Genomic DNA, 24,946 nt, shown 5'->3' with positions numbered 1-24,946 from the left:
GCCGGCCTCTTCGCGGGTAAACCCGCTCCCACAGGATTACCTTTTCCTCAGGGCCTATGGGGTACCTGCGGGAGCGGGTTCACCCGCGAAGAGGTCGGCACATCTGTTAGGCTGATAATCACCTGCCAAAACCAACCGAAGCATTCGCTCCATGGATGAACTGCGCAAGATCGACCTCAACCTGCTGCTCGCCCTGCATGCGCTGCTCAGCGAAAAGCACGTGACCCGCGCCGCCCTGCGCCTGCACCGCAGCCAACCTGCCGTCAGTCATGCCCTGGCGCAGCTACGTGCACACTTCGACGACCCGTTGCTGATCCGCCAACACGGCCAGATGAACCTGACTGCCCGCGCCCAATCCCTGGCCAAACCGCTGCAAGACGCCCTAGGCAGCCTCAACGGTTTGCTGGCCGCGCCCCAGTTCGACCCTGCCCACGCCCAGCGCCGCTTCAGGCTGTCGCTGTCCGACTATTCCTCGCGGATCATCTTGCCGCCACTGGTCCGCCACCTGCGCCAGGTCGCCCCCGGCGTCGACCTGGCCATCAGCCAGGCCAGCCGCGAAACCATGCTCGCGCAGTTGCTCGATGGCGAACTCGACCTGGCCTTGGGCATTTTCCCGGAACTGCCCGCCGACATCACCACCCAGACCTTGTTCGAAGACAGCTTCATCAGCGTCGCCGATCGGCAGGTGCTGCCAGCCAAGGGCGGGCTCACCCTGGAAGACTGGCTGACGCGCCCCCACGTGCTGATGGCCATGCACCCCGATGCCCACGACGAGATCGAGCGCGCCTTGGCTGCACAAGGCCTGCGCCGGCATATCGCGCTGGCGCTGCCGCACTGGAGCGCGGCTGTCGAGGTACTCGCGGGCACCGACCTGATCCTCACCGTGGCCAGACGCGCGGTAGGCCCGATGCGCCAGCACCCGTCACTGCGCCAGTTCAGCCCACCGCTGGCAATCCCCGCCCTCGCCTATCAGCAGGCCTGGCACGCGCGCAAGGGCAGCGACCCTGGCCATCGCTGGCTGCGTGAAGCGGTCTGGGCGTGCAGCCAGCCCGGGCATTGATCAGCGCTCGATCGCAGCCTGGCCGGAAGACGGCGTCGAGGTCCAGCCGCCCTGGACCAGCAACACCCCGCCAAGGATCAACAGCACGCCGGCAACCCTGGCCAGGTTCACCGGTTTGCTGGCAACGCCCATCAGCCCGAAGTGATCGACGATCACTGAGGTCAGGATCTGCCCGGCCACCACCAGCACCAGGAAACCCGCCGTGCCCAACTTGGGTGTCAACGCCGCAGCACCTGCCACATAGAGGGCGCCCAGCACGCCACCGATCCACAGCCACCAGGGGCCTTGCAGCGCCTTGCCCAGGTCGGGCATGGGTACCCGCAGGATCAGCAACGCCGCGATCACCACCACCGAACTCACCGTCAATGAGGTGAAGGCACCCCACAACCAGTGCCCCAGCGCACGGCCGACGGCAGCGTTGCTGGCAGCCTGATAAGGCAACACGAAACCCGCAACCAGGGCCATCGCCACGGGAAGGCATGCGAGCAGAAGGGTCTTGTAGGGCATGGCGGCACTCATCTGAAGACTGGATGAGCCCATGATGGGTAGATCGACGGTGTTTATGGAAATCGAAAAGGTGCACGCAAGGTATTCGTCACATGCATGATGAAGAATGGCCTGTGCTGGCCATTTCGCGGCCAAGGCCGCTCCCACAGGCAGCGGTGGGAACGGCTTCAGGCGCGAACAGGCCAGTGCCGACAACCTGGCCTGCTAGCCAGCATCAGCGCCAGGTATCGACCCGCAGCACTTCGGTATAGATCGCATCGACGGTCTGGCCGACCTTGAGGTTCTTCATGCGCTTCTGCAGGTCCGGGTTCTCGACCTTGACCACCTGCACCTTGCCCTCTGGCGGCAGCAGGGTGACTTCATGTTTCTTCAAGTCGATCTTCTTGATCTGCGAGGTCACGCGGACCTGGCGGAAGGCTTCGCCGCCCGGGTTGGGGTTGTCCTTGGTGGCGCGGATCTCGCCGGATTCTTCAGTGGCCTTTGGCGCCCCACCCACGTCGCTGTTGAGCACATAGGCGATGGCCCGGGTGACATAGATATCAACATTGTCACCAACCTTCAGATTAGGCAGCGCCTTGGCCTTTTCCGTCAGTTGCAGGGTCACATCCTTGTCGTTCGGCCCCTTTACCGTGACTTGGCGGTTGGCCAGGTCGATGGCGGTGACCTGGGTCTTGACATGACTTTCCAGTGCCTGGCTGCCAATCGGAATCTCGGCAGCCTGCACCGCGAAGGTGGCAGCCGACATCAGGGTGGCGAGGGCAACAGCGCGAGCGAGGGTGCAAATAGGATTCATAGGCCTGCTTCCATGTGATCGAGACCGGTTATGTGCGTGAACGGTTTACACGCAAGCAAGCATAGCCATTGCCCGCCACTCTGCAGGAAAACGCCACGCTGGCGTGCTGTCTGGTCGCGGATTTTCTGGTGAACGTGCGCGGCCCCCTGCAGGAGCAAGTGTCTTGTTCAAAATCCAAAGGCCAGCCCAGTCCCTGTGGGAGCGGGCTTGACCCGCGAACACGGGCGTAGCCCGTGCCAGGCAGCGGGGTACCTTCTTCGCGGGTGAACCCGCTCCCACAGGCGTTGCGCAAGATGTCAGATTTCGAGCAAGGCTGTTATTCCCACAAGCTGCAGCGCTGCGACGATCAGTTACGCGTCACCCGCCACACTGTGTTGGCCAGGTCATCGGCAATGATCAACGCGCCGCGCGGGTCGACCGTCACCCCCACCGGCCGGCCTCGGGTCTTGCCGTCTTCGCCGCGGAACCCGGTGGCAAAGTCGATCGGTTCCCCGGCCGGTTTGCCTTCCTTGAACGGCACGAAGATCACCTTGTAGCCCACCGGATTGGGGCGGTTCCAGCTACCGTGCTCACCCACGAACACCCCGTCGGCAAAGCGTTCGCCCATGGCTGAAGTGGAGAAGTCCACCCCCAGCGCGGCAACGTGGGAACCCAGGCTGTAATCCGGCTTGAGCGCGGCGGCCACCTTGTCGGGGTTCTGCGGCTTGACCCGCTCATCGACGTTCTGCCCCCAGTAGCTGTAGGGCCAGCCATAGAAGCCGCCCTCACGCACCGAGGTGAGGTAGTCCGGCACCAGGTCCGGCCCCAGTTCGTCACGCTCGTTCACCACCGTCCACAGCTGCCCGGTGTCCGGTTGAATGGTCAGTGCCGTCGGGTTGCGCAAGCCGGTGGCGTAAGGCCTGTGCGCGCCGGTCACGGCATCGATCTGCCAGACCATGGCGCGGTCGATCTCGACCTCCATGCCGCGCTCGGTGATGTTGCTGTTCGAGCCGATGCCTACATACAGGTAGCGGCCATCGGGGCTGATGGTGAGCGCCTTGGTCCAGTGGTGGTTGATCTCGGCCGGCAGGTCAGTGACCTTGGTCGGCGGGCCACCCGCCTTGGTCTGACCGTCCTGGTAATCGAAACGCACCAGCGCATCCTGGTTGGCCACGTACAGCTTGCCGTCGGCGAAGGCCAGGCCGTAGGGCGCGTTAAGGCCTTCGGCGAACACCGTCTGCACCTCATAGGTGCCATCGCCATCGGCATCGCGCAGCAGGGTCAGGCGGTTGCCGCCCTTGACCTGGGTGTTGCGCTTGGCCTTGATCTGGCTGGCGATCACGTCCTTGGGCTTGAGCTTGGCGGCACTGCCGCCCCGCCCTTCGGCGACCAGGATATCGCCATTGGGCAGTACCAGGCTCTGGCGCGGAATCTTCAGGTCAGTGGCAATTGCCGTGATGCTATAGCCCTCGGGTACGGTGGGCTTCTGTTCGCCCCATTGCGCCGGTTGGGCGATCTTCATGCTCGGCAACAGCCCACGCTCCGGGGCCGGCAGTTTCGGGTCAGGGCCCAGAGCCTGGTTCGGCTCGCCTTCGCCGCCACACGCGGCCAGCAGCAGCGCCACGCTCAACAACGACCATCCATGCAACGGCTTCATGCCTCACCTCCCGAACGCAGGTTGCTCATGCCCAGCCATGCGGCCACGCAGGCCAGCACGGTGACGACCACAGACAGCACGAGGCCCGCCGGCATCACCGCCCAGGCGTCCTTGGCATGTTCGAAGGCGTTGATCAGCCCCAGCACCCAGGTCACCAGCAACAGCAGGAAGTACAGGGTCGGCCGCCCGCCCTTGCGCGGGGCGCGGATCAGGTTGGCCAGGGCGAACAACAACGCCAGCCCGCAAAACAGCAAGCCACCGGCAATCAGCCAGGCGGCGAAGTTGCTCCACTGGATCTGGTAGCTCTTGAAGTAGGCAATGTCGCTCAGCAACGCGCCGAGAAACAGCGGGACGGTGCCGGCCAGCAGGATCGCGTGCAGCGGGCTGGGCGTGCATCGGTAGAGGGTGTGCTCTGTAGCGCTCACGGCGCCTCCTTATCAGTCGGTGACCCGGGGCTGACAGACGGGCGCGGGGCCTGTTCCGTCAGGCATGCGCAGGGTGCGCTCAAGTAGGGATCACCTTGACGTTCGGATAGTTCACCGCTTGGCTTGATAGAAATATCCTGAAAGACTTTGCGCGTCGCTACGAGGGATACCATGAACACCAACCGCACACGACCTTATGCGTACTGGACCGCGCATGCCTTTCTGGCCATCAGCCTGGTACTCAATGCCGGCTGTTCGAGCAAAACCAGCAAGGCGCGCCACTACGCCGCCGCGCCGGGCTCCAATTGTTACGCCAAGGCGCTGCCGAGCACCGGCGAAGGCGGCCTGGCCTGGGGCAACACCCTGGGCATTGCCAAGCAGAAGTCGCTGAACAATTGCATCCGCTATGCCGGCCGCTCCGGTGGCACACCAGACACCTGCCAGGTGGTGCTGGCCAAGTGCAAGAACTGACCGTTACATCGGGTCGGCGCTGTTGAGCAGCGCGTCAAGAACGCCTTCGAGCTCCACCAGCTCGACTTCCACCCGCGAGCCCGCTTGCGCGTGGCGCTGGTCACAGTCGATGACTACCTGCAGGCTGCGACGTGGCTGGTTTCCCGGGTATTTGCGCAACGTCAGCTCGACTTGCCCGGCACTGAGCCAGGTGCTGCTGTCCGCCGACCAGCGACTGTCATCGAATGCCAGCAGGCAGGTCCCCTGCCCTGTATCGATAATTTGCGGCCGGTAGACCCAGTGCGTGTTACCTGCCTCCCAAGGGGTGACCAGCAGCCGGTAGCGGTCATCTGCCGAGCGCGATTGAATCTCCCTCTCGTCTGCGGGCAGGCCGTTGGCGGCAACGTAGCGTTCGAACGCCTCGACCTGGGCACCGACGCGCCCCATCCCCCGGTAGTAATCGACATGTTTTCTGTACCCCGCGAATGCCGCAGACTGCGGGCCGTCGGCATGCAGCGAGACAATGGCCGCACACTGCACCAGCCAGTAGATTTCATCGGACAGTTCGTGGGCCATGCTACTGCCCAGGTCGGTTGCCTTTGACAGCAGTTCACTGGCCAGTTGCTGGCCGAGCTCACGCAACCCTGCCTCATTCACCGGCAGCCGTGTTTTTACAGCCTGTACGATAAATGCTGCATAGCGTTGTTGCAGTGATTCGCTGGCCAGCCCCAGCACCGGGCACTGCGGCGGTGGCAGGTCAAGTGGTTCGGTCGTCCTGTTTCGCGGCAAGTGGGAAATGTTGATCACCGAAGACTTCCTTGTGGGGGATGGCCGCCCGCCATGCTACCTCAAGCGCCGCGCCCCTCAGTAACGGATGATCACCACTTTGCCGGTACTCGCTGGGCACTATGGCACGCCGCGAATGGGGCGCGACGCGCCCCCGAGGATCGGTCAGGCAAACTTGGCCCGCGCCGCATGCAGCTTCTTGTAGCTCTCGATCAGGCGCAGATGACGATCCAGCCCTTCGAGCTTCATGCTGGTCGGGGTCAGCCCGTAGAAGCGCACGCTACCGTCCACCGAACCCAGCACCGCGTCCATTCGCGGGTTGCCGAACATGCGGCGGAAGTTGGCCTCGTAGTCGGCCATTTCCAGCTCGTCATCCAGCTGCACTTCCAGCACCACGTTCAGTGCCTGGTAGAACAGGCCACGTTCGACCGTGTTGTCGTTGAACTGCAGGAACGCCTCGACCAGTTCCTTGGCATCCTCGAAGCGCTTGAGCGCCAGGCAGATCAGCAGTTTCAGCTCAAGAATGGTCAGCTGGCCCCACACCGTGTTCTCGTCGAACTCGACGCCGATCAACGTGGTGATGGTGGTGTAGTCATCCACCTCGCAGTTGTCCAGGCGCCGGCGCAGCGCGCGCAGGGCGCGGTCGTCGAGGCTGTGCAGGTTGAGGATGTCGGAACGGAAGCCCAAGGCGCGGTTGGTGTTGTCCCAGATCAGGTCCTCGACCGGGTAGATCTCGGAATAACCCGGCACCAGGATGCGGCAGGCGGTGGCGCCGAGGTTGTCGTACACGGCCATGTACACCTCTTTGCCAAGGTCTTCGAGAATGCCGAACAGGGTCGCGGCTTCCTGAGTGTTGGAGTCCTCGCCATGGCCGGAGAAGTCCCACTCGACGAACTCGAAATCGGCCTTGGCACTGAAGAAGCGCCACGACACCACACCGCTGGAGTCGATGAAGTGCTCGACGAAGTTGTTCGGCTCGGTCAGCGCATGGCTTTCGAAGGTCGGCTGCGGCAGGTCGTTGAGGCCCTCAAAGCTGCGGCCTTGCAGCAGTTCGGTGAGGCTGCGCTCCAGCGCCACTTCAAAGCTTGGGTGGGCGCCGAACGAGGCGAACACGCCGCCGGTGCGCGGGTTCATCAAGGTCACGCACATCACCGGGAACTCACCGCCCAGCGAGGCGTCCTTGACCAGCACCGGGAAGCCCTGCTCTTCCAGGCCCTGGATGCCGGCGAGGATGCCCGGGTACTTGGCCAGCACGTCCTGCGGGACATCCGGCAGGGCCAGTTCGCCCTCGAGGATTTCACGCTTGACCGCGCGCTCGAAGATTTCCGACAGGCACTGCACCTGGGCTTCGGCCAGGGTGTTGCCGGCGCTCATGCCGTTGCTGAGGAACAGGTTTTCGATCAGGTTGGACGGGAAGTACACCACGTGTTGGTCGGACTGGCGCACGAACGGCAGCGAGCAGATGCCGCGCTCGGTGTTGCCGGAGTTGGTGTCGTACAGGTGCGAACCGCGCAGCTCGCCGTCCGCGTTGTAGATCTGCAGGCAGTAATCGTCGAGGATCTCTGCCGGCAGCGCGTCCTTCGGGCCTGGCTTGAACCACTGCTCGTTCGGGTAATGCACGAACGGCGCGTTGGCGATGTCCTCGCCCCAGAACTGGTCGTTGTAGAAGAAGTTGCAGTTCAGCCGCTCGATGAACTCACCCAGCGCCGACGCCAGTGCCGCCTCCTTGGTCGAACCCTTGCCGTTGGTGAAGCACATAGGCGACTGCGCGTCGCGCACGTGCAGCGACCAGACGTTGGGCACGATGTTGCGCCACGAGGCGATCTCGATCTTCATGCCAAGGCCGGCGAGGATGCCGGACATGTTGGCGATGGTCTGCTCCAGCGGCAGGTCCTTGCCGGGGATGTAGGTGGTGGTGTCGGCCACCGGCATCAGCAGGCCCTGGGCGTCGGCGTCGAGGTTGTCGACTTCTTCGATGATGAACTCGGGGCCGGTCTGCACCACCTTTTTCACGGTGCAACGGTCGATGGAACGCAGGATGCCCTGGCGGTCCTTCTCGGAAATGTCCTCGGGCAGCTCGACCTGGATCTTGAAGATCTGGTTGTAGCGGTTCTCCGGGTCGACGATGTTGTTCTGCGACAGGCGGATATTCTCGGTGGGGATATCGCGGGTCTGGCAGTACAGCTTGACGAAATACGCCGCACACAGGGCCGACGAGGCCAGGAAATAGTCGAACGGGCCAGGCGCCGAACCATCGCCTTTGTAGCGGATCGGTTGGTCGGCGATCACCGTGAAGTCGTCGAACTTGGCTTCAAGACGAAGGTTGTCGAGAAAATTGACCTTGATTTCCATGCGGGGATTACCGTGATTTAAGCGTGCAAAACGAAATTGGCCGGCATTATCCGGGTTTTCGCCGCGGAAGTCCTGTTTGCTTCTCTGTGTGCGGGTTCACCCGCGAAGAAGACACCTTGCTCGATGGCACGGGCTTCGCCCGTGTTCGCGGGCAAGCCCGCTCCCACAAGGGGGGCGCCAACTTTTTGAAAGTTGAGCAAGACCATTACAGTCGCTTGCGCATTTCACCGAATTGCTTGCCTGATCCTCTGAACCTGCGCACTCCACTAGACCAGTGGTCGTACCCCTGTGCTAGCGTTTCTGGATTGGGGAACAACGTATTCCCCAGCAGAGCGTAATCGCCATCAACCGATGATCAGCAGGTGAACCATGGAACTTCGTATCAACCAGCAGACCTATCAGGTCGACGCCGATGCCGACACACCTCTGCTGTGGGTGCTGCGTGACGACCTGGGCATGACCGGTACCAAGTACGGCTGCGGCCTGGCCCAGTGCGGCGCCTGCTCGGTGCTGGTGGATGGCAACGTCGTGCGTGCCTGTGTCACCCCCGTGGCCGGCGTGGTCGGGCGCGAGGTAACCACCATCGAAGCGGTCGAGGCCGACGCGGTGGGCAAGCGCGTGGTGGCGGCCTGGGTCGAGCATCAGGTGGCGCAGTGCGGCTACTGCCAGTCCGGTCAGGTGATGGCGGCCACGGCGCTGCTCAAGCACACCCCCAAACCCAGCGATGAGCAGATCAGCGCAGCGATGGTCAACCTCTGCCGCTGCGGCACCTACAACGCCATCCATGCCGCCGTGCATGCACTCGCCCAAGGGGAGCAGGCCTGATGAACACCCCCGTCGATACCCCCGCAGAACTGCTCAGGCTGCAGCTGGGCGAAACCGTCAACCTGTCGCGCCGGCGCTTCCTGGCCAGCACCGCAGTGGGCGCCCTGGTGCTGGGTTTCGGCCTGCCGATGGGCTCGGCCCGTGTGCAGGCCGCCGCGCCAGCCACCGCGGAGCGCGGCACCCAGGTGCCGGCGTTCCTGGAAATCCGCCCGGACGGCAAGGTACGCCTGCTCAGCCCGTTCATGGAAGGTGGCCAAGGCCCGTTCACCGCCATGGCCCAGATCGTGGGTGAAGAACTGGATGTCGACCCGGCCAACTTCCTGGTCGACAGCGCGCCGCCTGGTGAAGCCTACGTGGTGATGGAAAACGGCATGCGCATTACCGGTGGCAGCATGTCGGTGCGCATGAGCTACCCGACCATGCGCCGCCTCGGCGCCCTGGCCCGGGCCATGTTGCTGCAAGCGGCTGCCGAGCAATGGAAGGTACCCGTCAGCGAGCTGTCCACCGAGCCGGGCAAAGTCATTCACACCGCCTCTGGCCGTTCACTGGCCTACGGCGAACTGGCCGGCCGTGCCATGGACCTGCCGGTGCCGGACCCTGCCAGCGTCAAGCTGCGCGACCCCAGCCAGTTCCGCTGGATCGGCAAGCCGGTGCGGCGCCTGGACGCCTACGACAAATCCACCGGCAAGGCCCAGTACTGCATCGACATCAAGGTCGACGGCATGCTCCACGCCGCCGTGCAGCACGCGCCACGCCTGGGCATGACCGTGGGCAGCCTGCGCAACGAGGAGCAGGTCAAGGCCATGAAGGGGGTGCATTCGGTACATCAGTTGCCGGGCGCGGTGGCCGTGGTCGCCGAACGCTGGTGGCACGCCAAGCGCGCGGTCGAGGCGATCCAGGTGGACTGGAAAGAACCAGACGCCGACAGCAAGGTGCGGCCGATGCCGGCGGATTTTTCCAGCGACGGCTGGCGCGAGCACCTGGCAAGCGTTGAAGGGCCGGCCCGCGACGAGGAGAACGAGGGCGATATTGCCGGCGCCCTGGCCGGTGCCAAGACCAAGGTCGAGGCCAGCTACCACAACCAGTACCTCAACCATGCCCAGCTGGAGCCGCCGTCTGCCCTCGCCCGCTTCAACCCGGATGGCACCCTGGATGTCTGGCTGCCCAACCAGGCGCCGGACATGTTTCGCGACGACATCGCCAAACGCACCGGCCTGAATGCCGCGCAGATCACCTTGCACTCGCCGCTGCTCGGTGGTTTCTTCGGCCGCCACTTCCTGTATGACTCGGCCAATCCATACCCGCAAGCCATCGCCCTGGCCAAGGCCGTCGGGCGCCCGGTCAAGCTGATCTGGAGCCGTGAGGAAGAGTTCCTGCGCGACGTGCTGCGCCCGGTCGCCGTGGTCAAGTTCCGCGCCGGGCTGGATGCCGACGGGCTGCCGGTGGCCATCGAAGCAGTAAGCGCCACCGAGGGCCCGACTGAAGCCCTCGCCGGCAAGCAAGGCGACAAGATCGACCCCACCGCCCTCGAAGGGCTGTCGGGCAAGTCCTACGCCATTGCCAACAAACGCATCGCCCAGATCTACGTCAAAGGCCCGGCCATGCTTGGCTACTGGCGCTCGGTGGGCAACTCGCTGAACGACTTTTTCTACGAATCGTTCCTTGACGAGCTGGCCGACAAGGGCGGCAAGGACCCTTACGAACTGCGCCTGCACCTGCTGCGCGACAATCAGCGCCTGACCAACCTGCTGCACGCGGTGGCCGAGTTGTCCGGTGGCTGGAAGCGCGGGCCGTTCACGGCAGAAGACGGCAGCAAGCGCGCCCGGGGCATCGCCATGGCTTCGCCGTTTGGATCCGAAGCTGCGGCAATCGCCGAGGTGTCGATCGAAAACGGCCAGGTCAAGGTTCACGACATCTGGCAGGCGATCGACCCCGGCAGCATCGTCAACCCGGCGATCATCGAGCACCAGGTCAACGGTGCGGTGGCCCTGGGCCTGTCGCAGACGCTGGTGGAAGAAGCGGTGTTCATCGACGGCAAGCCGCGCGCGCGCAACTACGACCTGTACCCGATCCTGCCGCCCTCGCGCATGGCCCGGGTGCATGTGCGCATCGTCGAGAGCGGCGCCAAGATGGGTGGTATCGGCGAGCCGCCGTTGCCGGCGGTGGCGCCTGCCGTGGCCAATGCCGTGGCGCAGCTCACCGGCCAGCGGGTGCGCAGCCTGCCCCTGAGCCGCCACACCTTCAGCTGACCGGACAAGGACTGCCCCATGACTCAACGTCGTTTCGCCAGAGCCGCTGGCTGGCTGGCAGTGCCGTGCCTGGTCGCGGCCGGCCTGCTGGCCTGGTATGTAACCCGCGAGCCCGCCTCGCCATTCGCGGCCGAACCCGCCACGAGCGTCGACCCCGCGCTGGCCAGCCGGGGCGAATATGTCGCCCGCCTCAGCGACTGCGTGGCCTGCCACAGCCTGCCCGACGGCAAGCCATTTGCAGGTGGCCTGGCAATGGCCACGCCACTGGGTACGATCCACGCCACCAACGTCACGCCCGACCGCGAGACCGGCATCGGCAGTTACAGCCTGGCCGATTTCGACCGTGCGGTGCGCCATGGCGTCGCGCCGGGTGGCCGGCGGTTGTACCCGGCCATGCCCTACCCGTCGTACGCCAAGCTCAGCGATGACGATGTAAAGGCGCTGTACGCCTTCTTCATGAAGGGCGTGCAGCCGGCGCAACAGGCCAACGTGCCCAGTGATATCCCCTGGCCGTTGAACCTGCGCTGGCCTATCGCCTTGTGGAATGGTCTGTTCGCCGCCAATGCCCCTTACGCCACGAAGGCTGGGCAGGACGCGCTGTGGAACCGCGGCGCCTATATCGTCCAGGGGCCTGGCCACTGCGGCAGCTGCCATACGCCACGGGGCCTGGCCTTCAACGAGAAAGCCCTGGATGAAGCCGGTACGCCGTTCCTCGCCGGCGCCCTGCTCGATGGCTGGTACGCACCCAGCCTGCGCAGCGACCCCAACACCGGGCTCGGCCGCTGGAGCGAGGCCGAGATCGTGCAGTTCCTCAAGACCGGGCGCAACCAGCATGCCGTGGTGTACGGGTCGATGACCGAAGCGTTCAACAACTCCACGCAGTTCATGAGCGATGACGACCTGGGCGCAATCGCCCGCTACCTCAAGTCGCTGCCCGGTGACCCACAGCGTGACGGTACGCCCTGGCAATACCAGGCGGTTTCCGCAGCCACGCGCCTGGACAGCCCTGGCGCCCACACCTACGTCACACGCTGCGCCAGCTGCCACGGCCTGGACGGCAAGGGCCAGGCCGAGTGGATGCCACCGCTGGCCGGTGCCACCTCGGCATTGGCCCGGGAAAACGCCTCGGCGATCAACATCACCCTCAATGGCTCACAGCGTATCGTCGCCGCGGGCCTGCCGGATGCCTACCGCATGCCGGCGTTCCGCGAACAGCTGTCGGACCAGGAAATCGCCGCAGTGCTGAGCTTCGTGCGCAGCACCTGGGGCAACTCAGGCGGCGCAGTGGATGCACAGGCGGTGGCCAAGCTGCGCGGGCACACCGACCCGGCCAGCAGCAGCCCGATCATCTTGCACATGCGGTGAAGACTTTGCCTGTGCCGGCCTCTTCGCGGGTGAACCCGCTCCCACAAGGACGGCGCAACGCCTGTGGGAACGGGTTAACCCGCGAGAGGCCGGCACATTTACACAATCAAGCAAAAGACTATGGGAGGCCCCATGGAAAGCATCGACCTGTTGGTCTTGCGCACCGCCCATGACTGGCTGCAGGCCGGCGAGCGCGTGCTGTTGGCCACCGTCGCCCGCACCTGGGGTTCATCGCCGCGGCCTGTGGGCTCGATGATGGCCCTGCGCGGCGATGGCCGCGTGGTTGGCAGCGTCTCCGGCGGCTGTATCGAGGATGACCTCATCCATCGCTATACCACGGCCTATCGGGGCGACGGCATGCCGCACGGTCTGCCGCACGTGGTGCGCTATGGCGTCAGCGCCGATGAAGCGCAGCGCTTCGGCTTGCCCTGCGGTGGCACCCTCGAGCTGATCCTCGAGTTCGACCCGGCACTGGCAAGCCTGGTGCAACTGCTGCCGCTGCTCGACAGCGGCAACCTGGTGCGCCGGGAGCTGGCCCTGGACAGCGGCCAGGTTCACCTGACCACCACCCACGCACCGGAGCAGTTCCGCTTCGATGGCCGGCACATGCTCAATACCTTGGGCCCCGGTTATCGCATGCTGCTGATCGGTGCCGGGGTGCTGGCCGAATACCTGGCGACCATGGCCCTGTTCAATGGCTTCAAGGTGGCCGTCTGCGACCCGCGCCCTGAGTACATGGATGGCTGGAACGTTGCGGGCGTGGAGAAGATCGTCGGCATGCCGGATGACGTGGTGCGTGCGTTCGCCCCCGACCTGCGCAGTTGCATCGTCGGCCTCAGCCACGACCCCAAGCTGGACGACCTGGCCCTGCTCGAAGCCTTGCACAGCCCGGCGTTCTACATTGGCGTGATCGGTTCGCGTCGCAATAACCAGTCGCGCCGCGAACGCCTGATCGAGCACTTTGGCGAAAGCGAGGCCTCGTTGCAGCGTTTGCACGGGCCGATTGGCATCTACATCGGCAGCAAGACACCGGCAGAGATTGCGGTCAGTGTCATGGCCGAGATCCTGGCGACCAAGAACGGTGTTGCGTTGCCTGGGGCGGTCAATGTGAGTGAGGCCAAGCGGGCGCTGGAGGTTGAGGGGTAGGCTGATGGGTGTTCGCCTCGCGATTGTTGCCGCCAGTGCGATCGAGCGCCGCCCGCGCGGCGCATCGCGAGCTGCGCTCGCTCCTACGTTTGTTTCGGGCCAATTATTCCTGAGGGATTTGCGCGCGAACGCCTTGGCGTATGGCACGATATCGTGTCGTACAAACCAGGCGGTCGCGCGCGCCTGCCACAGGCGATACTGGCCCGAAACAAACGTAGGAGCGAGCGCAGCTCGCGATGCGCCGCGCGGGCGGCGCTCGATCTCACCGGCGCTAAAAAACCCATGACGAACACCTTCAAGGCTGCCCCCCTGCCTGCTGCTGCCGCCACAACTCCAGATTCTTCTCGACCAACTGCTCCGGCACCGGCCCGGCCACCATCTCGTTCATTATCCGCGCAAGCCTCTCACGCAGTTCTGCCCGGTTGCACTTCGATTGATGCGAAACCGCCAGGTACAACCCTTCACTGGACACCGGCGGTTCAAGCACCTTCAATTGCGCCTCCCACCCCTGCGCGCGCACCAGGGCCATGCCAGGGTACTGCTCATAGATCAGGTAGTCGTTGCGCTTGTGCAGCAACTTCTCGAATGCCTGCATGGCACCGGGCACCGCTTCGAGCTGGAGATTGGCCCGGGCATAGTCATCGAACTGCTGGCCGTGGCTGTTGCTGACCAGCGTTCCGCCATTGCGGCCTTTGAGGTCCGCCCACTCACGATAAGCAAAGGCATCGTCCTGGCGGACCCAGACAACGCTGCGGATACGCAGGAACGGCGGGTTGATGAAGTCCATCTGCTGCTGGCGCTCGTGGGTCAGGAAGTACCCCGCCATCAGGTCGATACGCCCGCTACGCACCTCTTCCTGTGCCCTCGACCATGGCCCGCCGTATACCACCTTCACGTCCAGGCCAAGCGCGTTGCCCACTGCCTTGAGCAGGTCGGCATTGGCCCCGATCAGTTGCTCAGGGTTGTTCGGGTCACGCCAGAGATACGGAGGGTACTCAGGATTGCCGGTAGCGGTCAGCTGGCCGCACAAACCCTCTGCCATCGCCAGTTCGGGCAGAAGAAGCAAGCAGAGCGACAGCAGCAAAGACCGGCAACGACAATGCTCGATCATCTACACCCCCCGGAAGCTGTGGCATTCAGCGGCCAGGCGTGGTCGCGAAAGCCGCCACATCCCGTGGGCCACGGCGGCGTCGATGGCCGCGTGCTTCAAACAGTCTGGCTCAGGATTGGCCATGCGCCAGCCATTCCTGCGCCGTTTGCGCGCTACCCGGCACTCAGTCGCTGTGCTGGAAAACCCATACCTGCCCGCGCCGGCGTTTGGCTTCGTACATCGCCTGATCGGCTGCCCGGACCAGTGCATCCACCTCGCTGGCATGAGCAGGCGCGAGGGCAAGGCCGATGCTTGGGGTGACGAAGTCGATGCTCAGCCCCCTGACACTGACCGGCTCGCCCAGCACCTTGAGCAAGCGCTGGGCCAGCGCATTGGCGGCCTGGAGATCGGTCATCGGGACGATCACGGTGAACTCGTCGCCCCCCAGGCGATAGGCCTTGTCCGGTTGACGCAGGGCATTGCACAGGCGCTCGGCCATGCACACCAGCAAGGCATCACCGACATCGTGGCCGAAGCGGTCGTTGACCTGCTTGAAGCGGTCCAGGTCGAGAAAGATCAGCGCCAGCGGCAAGGCACCGCCGTGCAGGTGCCGGGCGAGGTCCTCATGGAACGCCTTGCGATTGCCCAATCCGGTCAGGGCATCCTGATGAGCCAGGTCGAACAGCTGGCGCTGATGCAGCACATGCTCGCTGACGTCATGCAGAATGCCGCGATAGCCGATCAAACGGCCGCCGGCATTATGCCGCCTGGAGATCTGGGTCTCGAAGTGACCGATGCTGCCGTCGGCGCGCCGCAGGCGTGCCGAGAGTGGTGCGCCGGGTTCGGTTTCCGCGATCACCGGATCTGTCGTGGTGCCGGGCGCTGGTTCTTCCTGCAACGAGGCAAAGGTGCGCCCGAGCACCTGGCCGGCCGGGTAACCGAGCAGCCTGCAGAAAGCCGGGTTGACCGACTCGATCCTGGCCAGCTCGTCGAGTTCGAAGTAGCCGTCCTCCATGGCATCGAGAATCGCCCGGTCGCGCGCTTCGCTCTGTTCCAGGCGGTCCAGCGCACGGTTGGCTTCACGCGCCAGCTTGCCCAGTTCATCGCGGCCGTCGTCGGTCAGGCGTCGCCCCGCCGCAGCTGGGCCAATGGCCAGAAGCTCGTGATGCAAGCGGGCAATACGCCGCAGCAAGGTGACGTCCAGGGCGAGGTAGATCAGCAGCCAGGCCAGGCCGATGAGCCCTCCCGTCACGCCGAGGAACACATTGAGCTGCTGCTCGCCTTCCAGGTACAGATGGCGCTCGCGGGTCAGCTGCAGGCGCAGCTGAGGCTCGCCCAGGCTGTCCTGGAACAGCAGGTCGATACTCTGATGGCGGGCATCGACCACCTGGCGATTGCCGATGCTCATGAGTTCGGCCTGCAGCACCGGCCGCTCCTGCTCGGTGGCCGACGGCAGCCAGGTGAGCTCACCGCCCAGCTGCTGTTGCAGCATGGCGATACGCTTGCTGTCGAGAAACGTTCCCGCCAGCAGTACACCGCTGGCGCGCTCACCGCTGCGTGCGGTATCCACCGCCACCAGGATCAGCGGCACCCTGAGCACCGCCAGCAATTGCGCAGGGGGCGCCACATCCTGAGGCTGCAGCAGGCGCGCCAATTGTTCCGCGACGCCGTCATGCAGTGCCTGCAGGCTCAGTGCCGGTGCACCGGCCGGGCGTTCCAGCGACGCCAGGTCCAGCGGCCGCCAGCTCACCCGCTGCTCACCATTGGCGAAGTACAGAATGAAGTCGAAACCACTGCGGCCCAGCGTGGCGGCATCGAGCGGGAACGCCGACGGCACCGCTCCCGGCATCGCCTGCGCCCATTGCCGCAGGCGGTTGGCGTCACGCTCGAAGCTGTTACCCAGCAAAGCGCGCAGGCGCTCGGCTTCGGCGACCAGCAGGCGCTCGTCCTGCTTGTCCAGGCGGGCCAGCAGCATGCCTTGGGCCGCGAAGTAGACAAGCATCAACACCAGCAGCAGCGGTGGTACGAACAGCCAGAGCAATCTCGTGCGTAACTTCATGCGGGCTCCCCGTACCCTGGTTCACCCGCATCATGTGGTTGGGCAGGGCCTGCCTGGCGCCGCCGTTGCCCGCACGGCCTCGGCCAGCTTGCGCAGGTTGGCCTGGTGGGCGTTTACCAGGTTGTTGATGCTGTTGTCAGCAGCCGTCTGGACCGAGGTCCGGCAGGTGATTTCGGCTTCGCCTGGCCGTTTCAGGCGCCACAGGGTATCAAGCGAGGCGTACTGGCCAGGCACGCTGTCGAAGCGCTGTACATCGACCCGCAATACACTGCTGGGGCCGGCCACGGGGCCGCCCAGCATGTCCTGCAGGGCACTGCGGAACTCATCCACCAGGTTGGCGCCCCACCACTCCGTTTCCAGAATGGCCAGCCCGCTACTGCCCTGGCGCACCACCAGTTGCGGGCGGTCCACCTGCGGTGGCAGGCTGACCCGGCTCACCTGCACGTGCTGGTTACCGCCTTGCACCGGCTGGGCCGGGACCAGGGTGTGGTAATTGTTCGGGGTGCTGCTGCAGCCGCTCAGCCAGATCAACAGGCTGGCCCCACACAGGTTGCGCACTCGATGCATCAGCTGACACTCCTTTGGCCTGTCACTTTCAAGGTCTCAAGTCTTGCGCCCCGGCCGCCTTCGGCCGGCCTTGAATCAGCGACTCGGGGTGGCGCCCGAGGTAGTCGGTCAGGTCGCGCAGCGAGCGCGACATGCGTTCCAGTTCGTCCAGCGTTTCACCCAGCCGTTCGCGCTCAGGCGAATTGTCGGCGATGGTCGCGTTGGCCGTCTTCAAGGTCTTCTGCATGTCGTCGAGGGTGGCTTTCACCCCAGGCAGCGTCTGGCTGTTGAACGTCTTGAGGTTGGCACGCAGGTCACGCAGGGTGCCATCGAGGTTGCTGGCAATGCTCTCCAGCGGCAACTTGCCGATGCGCTCGACAAAATGCTGCAGCTGCTCCTGCAGCATCTCGAGGCTGCCAGGCAAGGTGGGAATCACGATGGGTTCGGCAGTTCTGTCGAACACCACCTTGGGCGCCTCCGGGTGGAAGTCCAGGGAAATGAACATCTGCCCGGTGATCAGATTGCCACTGCGCGCCTGCGCCCGCAGGCCATGCTCGACGAATGTGCCGATCAATTCGCGCGCACCGTTCAGGTCACCCTCGGTGTGCTTGAACACTGCCAGCATCTTCTGATGCACCGGGCCGAGACGCTGCGGGTAGATCACCGCATCCACCACCACCGGAAAAATCTGCTTCACCGGGTCATAGTCCAGCTTGACCGAGGTGACCTTGCCGAACTCCACGCCCTTGAACTCCACTGGCGCCCCCACCGACAGGCCTCGCATGGACTGGTCGAAACGCAGTTGCAGGTACTGCCCCTGGCCGTTGGGTGGTGAAAGCGCGCTTTCCCGATCGGCAAACAGCTGGAAGTGCGCCTGGTCATCGGCGGCCTGGGCATCCGGGGCAAAATCGGGCGAGCCGAACGCCAACCCGCCAACCAGGATCGACGACAGCGACTCGGTATTGACCGTCAAGCCATTAGCGCCAATCTGCATGTCGACACCACTGGCATTCCAGAACCGCGTATCACGGGTAACAAAGGCGTCGTAGGGCGACTGCACGAAAATGCCAATGTCCACCCCCTTGCCATCGTCCTGCAAGGCATAGGACACCACTTCACCCACCGGGATCTTGCGGTAGTAGATGGAAGCACCGATATCCAGGGAGCCGAGGTCGTTGGCACTCAGGACGAAACGCTTGCCCTTCTCGCCATAGGTGATCGCTGGCGGCAGCTCCAGGCCAGTAAAGTTCTTTTCCGAGGCTTTCGACTCGCCGGCATCGGCGCCGATGAAACTGCCGGAGAGCAAGGTGTCGACACCAGACACCCCGCCCGCACCGATCCGTGGGCGCACCACCCAGTAGCGCGCGCCCTCGGTGGCGAACGAACGCGCATCATTGGCCAGCTGCACCTTGACGACGACGCTTTCGTGGTCTGGGGCCAGTTCCACGGTGGTCACTTCGCCAATCACCACGCTGCGGTACTTGACCTGGGTCTTGTGCGCCACCAGTCCTTCGCCGGAACGAAAGGAAATGGAAATCACCGGCCCCTGCTGCATCCAGTTGCGCACCACCAGTGAGGCCCCGACCAGGATCGCCAGGATCGGCACGATCCACACCAGTGAAACATTCCAGCGCCGGGTGCGTACCTCTGCCTGCCCGGCCCCATTTCGCGCGTCACTCGCTTGCGCCATCGGTGCGGCCTCCATCATTGCCAGGGTGATCCCAGATCAAGCGTGGGTCGAAGCTCATTGCCGAAAACATGGTCAGCACCACGACCATGCCGAAAAACAGGATGCCCGGGCGCGGCTCGATGGTGCCCAGGCCACGCAGCTGCACCAATGCGGCCACCAGCGCCACGACGATCACATCGAGCATCGACCAGTAACCGATCAACTCGACGCCGCGATACAGCTGCGAGCGCTGCCGGCGTGCCCAGCTCGAACGGCGTTGTGCGGTGAACAGCAGCAAGCCCAGGGAAAAGAACTTGATTGCCGGCACGCCCATGCTGGCGATGAAGATGATCAAGGCGATGTCCCAGGCGCCGTGCTCCCAGAATTCCACCACGCCGCCACCGATGGTGCTGTCGCTGCCACTGCCGAGCATTTCGGTGTGCATCACCGGCAGCAGGTTGGCAGGTACATAGAACACCAGCGCGGCCACCAGGAACGCCCAGCCACGGGCGATGGCGTTGGTCTTGCGCCGGTGCAGGGGCGCGCCGCAGCGTTCGCACACATGCGCGTGGCGGCCCAGCTCGCAGGCATGCCCACAACCGTGGCACAGGCACAGGCCCAGCTCGTCTGCCAGCGCGGGCGTACTCATACCTGCTCCCAAAGGTCGCGGATATCGCGCCCGGCAATGTAGATGATCAGCATGCTCAGTGCGGCCAGGGCGACCAGGCCAATGCCTGGGATCACCTCGAGCAGGCCCGCCAGCTTGATCACCGCCACCAATGCGCCTAGCAAGCCGACTTCCAGCATGCTCCACGGCCGCAGGCCTTCCAGGCAGCGCATGCTCATGGCAAACCCCGGCGCCCGGCGCCCGGCCAGGGCGAAGCTGAGTACCCAGCAGAGCAAGGCAATCTGCAGCACAGGGGCAAAGATGATGGCCAGGGCCATGACCAGGGCAATGAAGGTGATACTGCCGCTGCTCAGGATCAGCACCGAATCCCATAACGTCGCCGAGTTGCTCAGCCCCTGCATGCCAATGGTCATGACCGGATAGGCATTGGCAAAGATCAGCAATACCGCGCCAGTGACGCTCAGGGCCAGGCGCTGCTGGACCGTCAGGCTCTTATGGCGATACAACACCCCGCCACACCGGACGCACCGTGCCTGTTGATGTTTTTGCACTGGCCTACGCTGATACACCGCGTCGCAGTACTCACAGATGATCAGTGCCTGGCTCTGGCTCATGGTCTCCCCCAAGGACCGCATCACTCCAAGCCACTACTCAATGCGCTCGGTACGTGAAGATTGGCATCAGCGCCTGTCAGTAAAGTCGAGAAACGGCCAATGTGCTCGTCAACACGGGGCGGGACAAGAAAGTTCCGAACGGTCGGGCAGATTACCGACGGGTTGGGTTACCAGCGCAGCCGCGCGGGTTCGACCTGCCAACGCAGGCTTATCGTAGGGATTCGAGGTGGTGGCAGATTGCCGCTATCCATTGCGAACAGCGGCAAGTTCAACACGCTTACCTGCACATGCGCTTGATCGCGCGCTCCGCGGCGGCCTGAAACACCCGGCGCAGTGCTTCAAGGTGCTCCTGCGAGAGTGCCTTGGCGCAGGTCAGCCCCTGCAGAAAGCCGATCCCCCAGCCTTTGGTCTCAGCCAGCTCGCGACGGTTCTCGGCGTCGGCGATATCACCCAGGTGCAGGGCGGCGGGGTGTTCGTAACGGTCTTCCAGTGCCAGCTTGCGCAGCTCCTCCAGAGCCACCTTGAACTCGGCAGCGGCAACATCGTCCAGGCCCAGGTGCTCGTACTGCAGCAGGCTCAGACGGTCGGTGGCGGTCATCTTCGAATCTCCGTTTCACAGTAAAAGGAGCAGGTGCAAGGAATTCACCAGCCAGCCGCGACGCATCCGAGTGCCTGCGAAGGTGGTGTCGATTAACGAGTTGTATACCACAACTGGGGGCGCTTCCCCTAGCGGCGTGCGCCATCCGGGCGCAGTACAGCGACGCCTTCTGTCGCCCACCAGGTTCGATCGTTAAATTTAAATTGAATTTAATTTATAACGGAGTCACGCTGCCTCTCATCACACCGGCTCAAGAGCAGTCCATCATGGCCACCACACCGCGCGAACCGCGCAAAGACGGCGAAGCCACCCGCACGCGAATCCTCCAGGCCGCTGGCGAGCTGTTTGCCGCCGTGGGGTATGCCGAAGCCAGCAACAAAGCCGTCGCGGCCAAGGCCGAGGTCGACCTGGCCTCGATCAATTACCACTTCGGTAGCCGCAATGGCCTGTACCTGGCCGTGCTCGACGAAGCGCGGCGGCGCTTTCTGGACATCAGCGACCTGCAACGGATCACCCTCGGCGAGCAACCGGCGGCGGACAAACTGCGGGCGCTGGTCGAACTGGTGGTGCGCAAGGCCACGCAGCGTCGCGACAACTGGCACCTGCGCGTGCTGGCCGCAGAAATCCTCGCGCCCAGCCCGCACGGCCAGGCCCACCTGCAGGCCGAAGCACCGCTGAAGCTGTCGCTGCTCAGGGGCCTGTTCAGCGAGATCACCGCCATCCCGCGGGACGACCCGGCACTGACCCGCTGCATCCTCTGTGTCACCGCTCCCTGGGCGATGCTGTTGATTGGCCCGCGCGGGTCCACCGGGACCCTGCATGAAATCCTCGGCATGCCGGCAGAAGAGGTGTCTGCCCAGCTGTTCAGCTTTGCCCTCGCCGGCCTGCAGGAAGCGGGCCGCCAGCACGCCCTGGGCGACGGCCGCTGACCGCACATGGACGCTCAATCGCAACCACAGGCTCAAGGCAACCCCATGCAACCGACTGCTGCTGACGCAACCGCCTCGGTCAAGGCCGAACCGGGTCAGACCTCCATCCCACTGTTGCTCGGCGCGTTGATGCTGGTCATGTTCCTCGCGGCACTGGACCAGACCATCGTTTCCACCGCATTGCCGACCATCGTCAGCGACCTCGGGGGGTTGCGCTGGCTGTCCTGGGTCGTCACCGCCTACTTGCTGGCCTCTACCGTGGTCGTGCCGCTGTACGGCAAGTTCGGCGACCTCTACGGACGCAAGCGCGTGCTGCAGATCGCCATCGCCTTGTTCCTGCTTGGCTCGGCGCTGTGCGGGCTGGCCCAGGACATGACCCAGCTGATCCTGTTCCGCACGTTACAAGGCCTGGGCGGCGGCGGCCTGATGGTGGTCGCCATGGCGGCCATCGGTGACGTCATACCGCCCGCCGAACGCGGCCGCTACCAGGGCCTGTTCGGTGGCGTGTTTGGCCTGGCCACCGTGGTGGGCCCGTTGATCGGCGGGTTTCTGGTCGAACACCTGTCCTGGCACTGGATCTTCTTCATCAACCTGCCGCTAGGCCTGCTGGCCGTCGTGGTGATCGGCAGTGTGTTCCGCCCGCACGTGGCACCGGTCAAGCATGTGGTCGACTACATCGGCGCGTTCTTCCTGACCATCACCCTGGGCGCGCTGGTACTGATCACCAGCCTGGGCGGCAGCCTGCTGCCCTGGGCCTCGCTGGACATCCTGTGCCTGGCGCTGTTCGCCGTGATCGGCCTGGTCGGCTTCGTCTTCGAGCAGCGCCGCGCGGCCGAACCGATCATGCCGCTGCACCTGTTCCGTCACCGCACCTTCGTGCTCGCCGGTTTGATCGGGCTGATTGTCGGCGTGTCGCTGTTCGGCTCGGTGACGTTCCTGCCGCTGTACATGCAAGTGGTGAAGGACGCCTCGCCCACCAGTGCCGGCCTGCAGATGCTGCCGTTGATGGGAGGGTTGCTGGTGGTGTCGGCGACTACCGGGCGGCTGATCAGCCGCTGGGGGCGCTACCGGGTGTTCCCGATCCTTGGCACGCTGCTGCAAGTGTTCGCCCTGGGGCTGCTCAGCCGCCTGGAGCTGGGCACGCCGATGTGGCAGATGAACCTGTACATGGGGCTGCTTGGCGCAGGCCTGGGCATGGTCATGCAGGTATTGATCCTGGCCGTACAGAACAGCGTCGATCGGCGACACATGGGGGTGGCGACTTCCGGAGCCACGCTGTTCCGTTCTATTGGCGGTTCGGTGGGGGTTTCGGTGTTCGGCGCGTTGTTTTCCCATGCGTTGCTCGATGGCTTGCCGAGTGATTTCGCGGCTGCCAGCGGCGGTGCTGCAAGCCTGTCGCCGACGGCGGTGCATGCCTTGGCGGTGCCGCAGCAACAGGCCTATCTGGAGGCGTTCTCCGGGGCCATGCATGGGGTGTTTCTGGTGGCGGCGGTCATTACCAGTGTGGCCTTTGCCTTGTCTTGGTTGTTGCGAGAAGTGCCCTTGCGTAGCGCCCATTGAGCCTTGTATTGCCTGTACCGGACTCTTCGCGGGGCAAGCCCGCTCCCACAAGGTTCATCACAGTCTCAAGGCTGCACGGTTCCTGTGGGAGCGGGCTTGCCCCGCGAAGAGGCCGGTACAGGTAAAGGCTACTTGATGAACCGCACCTGGCTGTTGATCTTTTCGATCACCGCACCCTTGCGCTCGTTGAAGCGGGCCTTGTTCTGCTCGAACAGGTTGTTGCCCTTGGTATCGATGGAGATGATCAACGGCCCGAACTCACGCACGCGGTTGACCCACAAGGTCTCCGGCATGCCCAGGTCCTGCCATTCGGCACGCTCGATCTCCTCGACCTGAGTGGCCGCCAGTACCGCGCAGCCGCCAGGGAACACCGCGTGCACCGCCTTGTTCTCCAGGCAGCCGGTGGTGGTTTCCGGCCCCATGCCACCCTTGCCGACGATCAGCTTCACACCGGTCTGCTCGATGAACTGCTTCTCGAACTTTTCCATGCGCATGCTGGTGGTCGGGCCGATGGATACCATCTCGAAACTGCCATCTTCTTTCTTCTTGACGATCGGGCCGGCATGGAAGATCGCGCCGCCGCGCAGATCAACCGGCAGCTCGCGCCCCAGCTCGATGAGCCGGCGGTGGGCCACGTCGCGGCAGGTCACCAGCTGGCCGGTGAGGTAGACGACATCGCCGACGTTGAGGTTGGCCAGGTCTTCGTCGCTGATGGGGGTACTGATGATCTTTTTCACAGGACTGTTCACAGGATCACACCTTCGTGGGAAAGGATGTCGTAAGAGAGGTCGGCATTGATGCGGATCTTGCCGCGGCGGTGTGCCCAGCAGCCGGTCGATACGGCGACACCAATGGTCGAAGGGTGGCGCGCCGAGGACTCGATGTTCACCCCCATCACGCTGCTGTTGCCGGTCAGGCCCTGGGGACCGATGCCGATTTCATTGAGGCCCTCTTCCAGCAGCTTCTCCATCATCGCCGCGCTTTCGTTGGGGTGGCTGGAATCGACTTCGCGCAGGATGGCCTTCTTCGACAGGCGTGCCGCGGTCTCCACCGAGGTCGATACCCCAACCCCCACCAGCAACGGCGGGCAGGCGTTGACGCCACGCGAGGTGATGACATCGAAGACGAACTCGGTCACCCCTTCGTAGCCCTGCCCAGGCATCAGTACCTTGGCCGAACCCGGCAAGGTGCAGCCGCCACCGGCCATGTACACGTCGACGATGGCGTAGTCGGCATCGGGGATGATTTCCCAGTCCAGCCACGGGATCTTCGAGCCGGTGTTGGTGCCGGTGTTCTTCTCGATGAAGGTTTCCACCGCGTTGTGGCGCAATGGCCCGTGGACGGTGGCTTGCTTGGTGGCATTTTCCAGGATGCCTTCCATCTCGCCCAACAACGGGAAGCGCGCACCGGCCGAGATGAAGTACTGGATCACCCCGGTGTCCTGGCAGCTGGGGCGGTTCAGCTTGTCGGCATATTCCTGGTTGTCGGCCATCGAGTCGTAGACGGCGATGGCCAGCGGATTGGTTTCCGCCGCGCGCAGTTTGGCAGTCTTTGCCTTCACATCCTTGGGCAGGCGCTTGCCGATATAGGCAGTGAACTTGGCCAACGTGTCGGTCAGCGATGAGACGGCATTGTCTTTTGCTACGGTATCCACGGTTA

The 24,946-nt window shown here is 64.3% G+C and carries 23 protein-coding genes; 8 read left to right on the top strand and 15 right to left on the bottom strand.

The window, feature by feature from the left end:
* Positions 1-151: 151 nt before the first annotated feature.
* Positions 152-1,060, top strand: a complete 909-nt coding sequence (locus OCX61_RS12350) for a LysR family transcriptional regulator (protein ID WP_261944064.1) — start codon at positions 152-154, stop codon at positions 1,058-1,060.
* Here OCX61_RS12350 and OCX61_RS12345 read toward each other — a convergent pair whose 3' ends face one another.
* From OCX61_RS12345 to OCX61_RS12330, 4 genes are all read right to left on the bottom strand, one after another.
* Positions 1,061-1,567 carry a DMT family transporter gene (locus OCX61_RS12345; protein WP_261944063.1) on the bottom strand — a complete coding sequence of 169 codons (507 nt, stop codon included), beginning with the start codon at positions 1,565-1,567 and terminating at the stop codon, positions 1,061-1,063.
* Between the two features lie 214 nt (positions 1,568-1,781).
* Entirely contained in the window at positions 1,782-2,360 is a 579-nt protein-coding gene (locus tag OCX61_RS12340; RefSeq protein WP_261944062.1) for a hypothetical protein, read from the bottom strand.
* A gap of 346 nt (positions 2,361-2,706) precedes the next feature.
* Entirely contained in the window at positions 2,707-3,996 is a 1,290-nt protein-coding gene (locus tag OCX61_RS12335; protein ID WP_261944061.1) for a PQQ-dependent sugar dehydrogenase, read from the bottom strand.
* Positions 3,993-4,421, bottom strand: coding sequence for a DUF2231 domain-containing protein (locus tag OCX61_RS12330; protein ID WP_261944060.1), 429 nt, complete (start codon positions 4,419-4,421; stop codon positions 3,993-3,995). Before OCX61_RS12330 ends, OCX61_RS12335 begins: the two co-directional genes overlap by 4 nt.
* Positions 4,422-4,592: 171 nt before the next feature.
* On the opposite strand from OCX61_RS12330, the gene OCX61_RS12325 reads away from it, so the two are divergent.
* Positions 4,593-4,892: a hypothetical protein gene (locus OCX61_RS12325; RefSeq protein WP_261944059.1), complete on the top strand. Its 300-nt coding sequence runs from the start codon at positions 4,593-4,595 to the stop codon at positions 4,890-4,892.
* Positions 4,893-4,895: 3 nt separating this feature from the next.
* On the opposite strand, the gene OCX61_RS12320 is transcribed toward OCX61_RS12325, so the two are convergent.
* On the bottom strand, positions 4,896-5,678 hold the full coding sequence (locus OCX61_RS12320) for a hypothetical protein (protein ID WP_261944058.1): 783 nt from the start codon (positions 5,676-5,678) through the stop codon (positions 4,896-4,898).
* Between the two features lie 144 nt (positions 5,679-5,822).
* Positions 5,823-8,009 (bottom strand): OsmC domain/YcaO domain-containing protein, encoded by a 2,187-nt coding sequence (locus tag OCX61_RS12315; protein ID WP_261944057.1) that lies wholly within the window; start codon positions 8,007-8,009, stop codon positions 5,823-5,825.
* 369 nt (positions 8,010-8,378) lie between these two features.
* Here OCX61_RS12315 and OCX61_RS12310 point away from each other — a divergent pair, with 369 nt between their 5' ends.
* The 4 genes from OCX61_RS12310 (at position 8,379) to OCX61_RS12295 (ending at position 13,594) form a co-directional block, all read left to right on the top strand.
* Positions 8,379-8,834, top strand: a complete 456-nt coding sequence (locus OCX61_RS12310) for a (2Fe-2S)-binding protein (RefSeq protein WP_261944056.1) — start codon at positions 8,379-8,381, stop codon at positions 8,832-8,834.
* A complete protein-coding gene (locus tag OCX61_RS12305; RefSeq protein ID WP_261944055.1) occupies positions 8,834-11,083 on the top strand; it encodes a xanthine dehydrogenase family protein molybdopterin-binding subunit in 2,250 nt (749 codons plus the stop codon). Before OCX61_RS12310 ends, OCX61_RS12305 begins: the two co-directional genes overlap by 1 nt.
* An 18-nt stretch (positions 11,084-11,101) precedes the next feature.
* The gene (locus tag OCX61_RS12300) at positions 11,102-12,448 is read left to right on the top strand and encodes a c-type cytochrome (protein WP_261944054.1); all 1,347 of its coding nucleotides are present in this window, start codon (positions 11,102-11,104) and stop codon (positions 12,446-12,448) included.
* A 132-nt stretch (positions 12,449-12,580) separates the two neighbouring features.
* On the top strand, positions 12,581-13,594 hold the full coding sequence (locus OCX61_RS12295; protein WP_261944053.1) for an XdhC family protein: 1,014 nt from the start codon (positions 12,581-12,583) through the stop codon (positions 13,592-13,594).
* Positions 13,595-13,889: 295 nt separating this feature from the next.
* On the opposite strand, the gene OCX61_RS12290 is transcribed toward OCX61_RS12295, so the two are convergent.
* From OCX61_RS12290 to OCX61_RS12260, 7 genes are all read right to left on the bottom strand, one after another.
* Positions 13,890-14,705: a substrate-binding periplasmic protein gene (locus OCX61_RS12290; protein WP_261944052.1), complete on the bottom strand. Its 816-nt coding sequence runs from the start codon at positions 14,703-14,705 to the stop codon at positions 13,890-13,892.
* Between the two features lie 163 nt (positions 14,706-14,868).
* Positions 14,869-16,743, bottom strand: a complete 1,875-nt coding sequence (locus OCX61_RS12285) for a diguanylate cyclase domain-containing protein (RefSeq protein WP_261944051.1) — start codon at positions 16,741-16,743, stop codon at positions 14,869-14,871.
* A 30-nt stretch (positions 16,744-16,773) separates the two neighbouring features.
* Positions 16,774-17,310: a PqiC family protein gene (locus OCX61_RS12280; protein ID WP_261944050.1), complete on the bottom strand. Its 537-nt coding sequence runs from the start codon at positions 17,308-17,310 to the stop codon at positions 16,774-16,776.
* A gap of 28 nt (positions 17,311-17,338) precedes the next feature.
* Positions 17,339-18,979 (bottom strand): PqiB family protein, encoded by a 1,641-nt coding sequence (locus OCX61_RS12275; RefSeq protein WP_261944049.1) that lies wholly within the window; start codon positions 18,977-18,979, stop codon positions 17,339-17,341.
* On the bottom strand, positions 18,963-19,607 hold the full coding sequence (locus tag OCX61_RS12270; protein ID WP_261944048.1) for a paraquat-inducible protein A: 645 nt from the start codon (positions 19,605-19,607) through the stop codon (positions 18,963-18,965). Before OCX61_RS12270 ends, OCX61_RS12275 begins: the two co-directional genes overlap by 17 nt.
* Positions 19,604-20,200 (bottom strand): paraquat-inducible protein A, encoded by a 597-nt coding sequence (locus OCX61_RS12265; protein WP_261944047.1) that lies wholly within the window; start codon positions 20,198-20,200, stop codon positions 19,604-19,606. The genes OCX61_RS12270 and OCX61_RS12265 overlap by 4 nt, the downstream gene beginning before the upstream one ends.
* A gap of 277 nt (positions 20,201-20,477) precedes the next feature.
* Positions 20,478-20,798 carry a hypothetical protein gene (locus OCX61_RS12260; protein WP_261944046.1) on the bottom strand — a complete coding sequence of 107 codons (321 nt, stop codon included), beginning with the start codon at positions 20,796-20,798 and terminating at the stop codon, positions 20,478-20,480.
* Between the two features lie 266 nt (positions 20,799-21,064).
* Between OCX61_RS12260 and OCX61_RS12255 the strand changes: the two genes are divergently transcribed.
* Both OCX61_RS12255 and OCX61_RS12250 read left to right on the top strand, forming a co-directional pair.
* Positions 21,065-21,727 (top strand): TetR/AcrR family transcriptional regulator, encoded by a 663-nt coding sequence (locus OCX61_RS12255; protein ID WP_261944045.1) that lies wholly within the window; start codon positions 21,065-21,067, stop codon positions 21,725-21,727.
* Positions 21,728-21,772: 45 nt separating this feature from the next.
* A complete protein-coding gene (locus OCX61_RS12250; RefSeq protein ID WP_261944044.1) occupies positions 21,773-23,287 on the top strand; it encodes an MDR family MFS transporter in 1,515 nt (504 codons plus the stop codon).
* A 128-nt stretch (positions 23,288-23,415) separates the two neighbouring features.
* On the opposite strand, the gene ttdB is transcribed toward OCX61_RS12250, so the two are convergent.
* The gene (gene ttdB, locus OCX61_RS12245; RefSeq protein WP_261944306.1) at positions 23,416-24,024 is read right to left on the bottom strand and encodes a L(+)-tartrate dehydratase subunit beta; all 609 of its coding nucleotides are present in this window, start codon (positions 24,022-24,024) and stop codon (positions 23,416-23,418) included.
* An 8-nt stretch (positions 24,025-24,032) separates the two neighbouring features.
* The gene (gene ttdA / locus OCX61_RS12240; RefSeq protein WP_261944043.1) at positions 24,033-24,941 is read right to left on the bottom strand and encodes a L(+)-tartrate dehydratase subunit alpha; all 909 of its coding nucleotides are present in this window, start codon (positions 24,939-24,941) and stop codon (positions 24,033-24,035) included.
* Positions 24,942-24,946: the final 5 nt, after the last annotated feature.

The organism is Pseudomonas sp. LRP2-20 (assembly GCF_024349685.1).
In the GTDB taxonomy this organism is placed as follows: domain Bacteria; phylum Pseudomonadota; class Gammaproteobacteria; order Pseudomonadales; family Pseudomonadaceae; genus Aquipseudomonas.
This window is presented reverse-complemented; position numbering and strand designations above follow the sequence as displayed.

Coding starts and splice junctions, on each gene's coding strand:
- OCX61_RS12350 (WP_261944064.1), top strand. CDS start 152: ATGGATGAACTGCGCAAGATCGACCTCAACCTGCTGCTCGCCCTGCAT.
- OCX61_RS12345 (WP_261944063.1), bottom strand. CDS start 1,567: ATGCCCTACAAGACCCTTCTGCTCGCATGCCTTCCCGTGGCGATGGCC.
- OCX61_RS12340 (WP_261944062.1), bottom strand. CDS start 2,360: ATGAATCCTATTTGCACCCTCGCTCGCGCTGTTGCCCTCGCCACCCTG.
- OCX61_RS12335 (WP_261944061.1), bottom strand. CDS start 3,996: ATGAAGCCGTTGCATGGATGGTCGTTGTTGAGCGTGGCGCTGCTGCTG.
- OCX61_RS12325 (WP_261944059.1), top strand. CDS start 4,593: ATGAACACCAACCGCACACGACCTTATGCGTACTGGACCGCGCATGCC.
- OCX61_RS12315 (WP_261944057.1), bottom strand. CDS start 8,009: ATGGAAATCAAGGTCAATTTTCTCGACAACCTTCGTCTTGAAGCCAAG.
- OCX61_RS12310 (WP_261944056.1), top strand. CDS start 8,379: ATGGAACTTCGTATCAACCAGCAGACCTATCAGGTCGACGCCGATGCC.
- OCX61_RS12305 (WP_261944055.1), top strand. CDS start 8,834: ATGAACACCCCCGTCGATACCCCCGCAGAACTGCTCAGGCTGCAGCTG.
- OCX61_RS12300 (WP_261944054.1), top strand. CDS start 11,102: ATGACTCAACGTCGTTTCGCCAGAGCCGCTGGCTGGCTGGCAGTGCCG.
- OCX61_RS12295 (WP_261944053.1), top strand. CDS start 12,581: ATGGAAAGCATCGACCTGTTGGTCTTGCGCACCGCCCATGACTGGCTG.
- OCX61_RS12290 (WP_261944052.1), bottom strand. CDS start 14,705: ATGATCGAGCATTGTCGTTGCCGGTCTTTGCTGCTGTCGCTCTGCTTG.
- OCX61_RS12285 (WP_261944051.1), bottom strand. CDS start 16,743: ATGAAGTTACGCACGAGATTGCTCTGGCTGTTCGTACCACCGCTGCTG.
- OCX61_RS12280 (WP_261944050.1), bottom strand. CDS start 17,310: ATGCATCGAGTGCGCAACCTGTGTGGGGCCAGCCTGTTGATCTGGCTG.
- OCX61_RS12275 (WP_261944049.1), bottom strand. CDS start 18,979: ATGGCGCAAGCGAGTGACGCGCGAAATGGGGCCGGGCAGGCAGAGGTA.
- OCX61_RS12270 (WP_261944048.1), bottom strand. CDS start 19,607: ATGAGTACGCCCGCGCTGGCAGACGAGCTGGGCCTGTGCCTGTGCCAC.
- OCX61_RS12265 (WP_261944047.1), bottom strand. CDS start 20,200: ATGAGCCAGAGCCAGGCACTGATCATCTGTGAGTACTGCGACGCGGTG.
- OCX61_RS12260 (WP_261944046.1), bottom strand. CDS start 20,798: ATGACCGCCACCGACCGTCTGAGCCTGCTGCAGTACGAGCACCTGGGC.
- OCX61_RS12255 (WP_261944045.1), top strand. CDS start 21,065: ATGGCCACCACACCGCGCGAACCGCGCAAAGACGGCGAAGCCACCCGC.
- OCX61_RS12250 (WP_261944044.1), top strand. CDS start 21,773: ATGCAACCGACTGCTGCTGACGCAACCGCCTCGGTCAAGGCCGAACCG.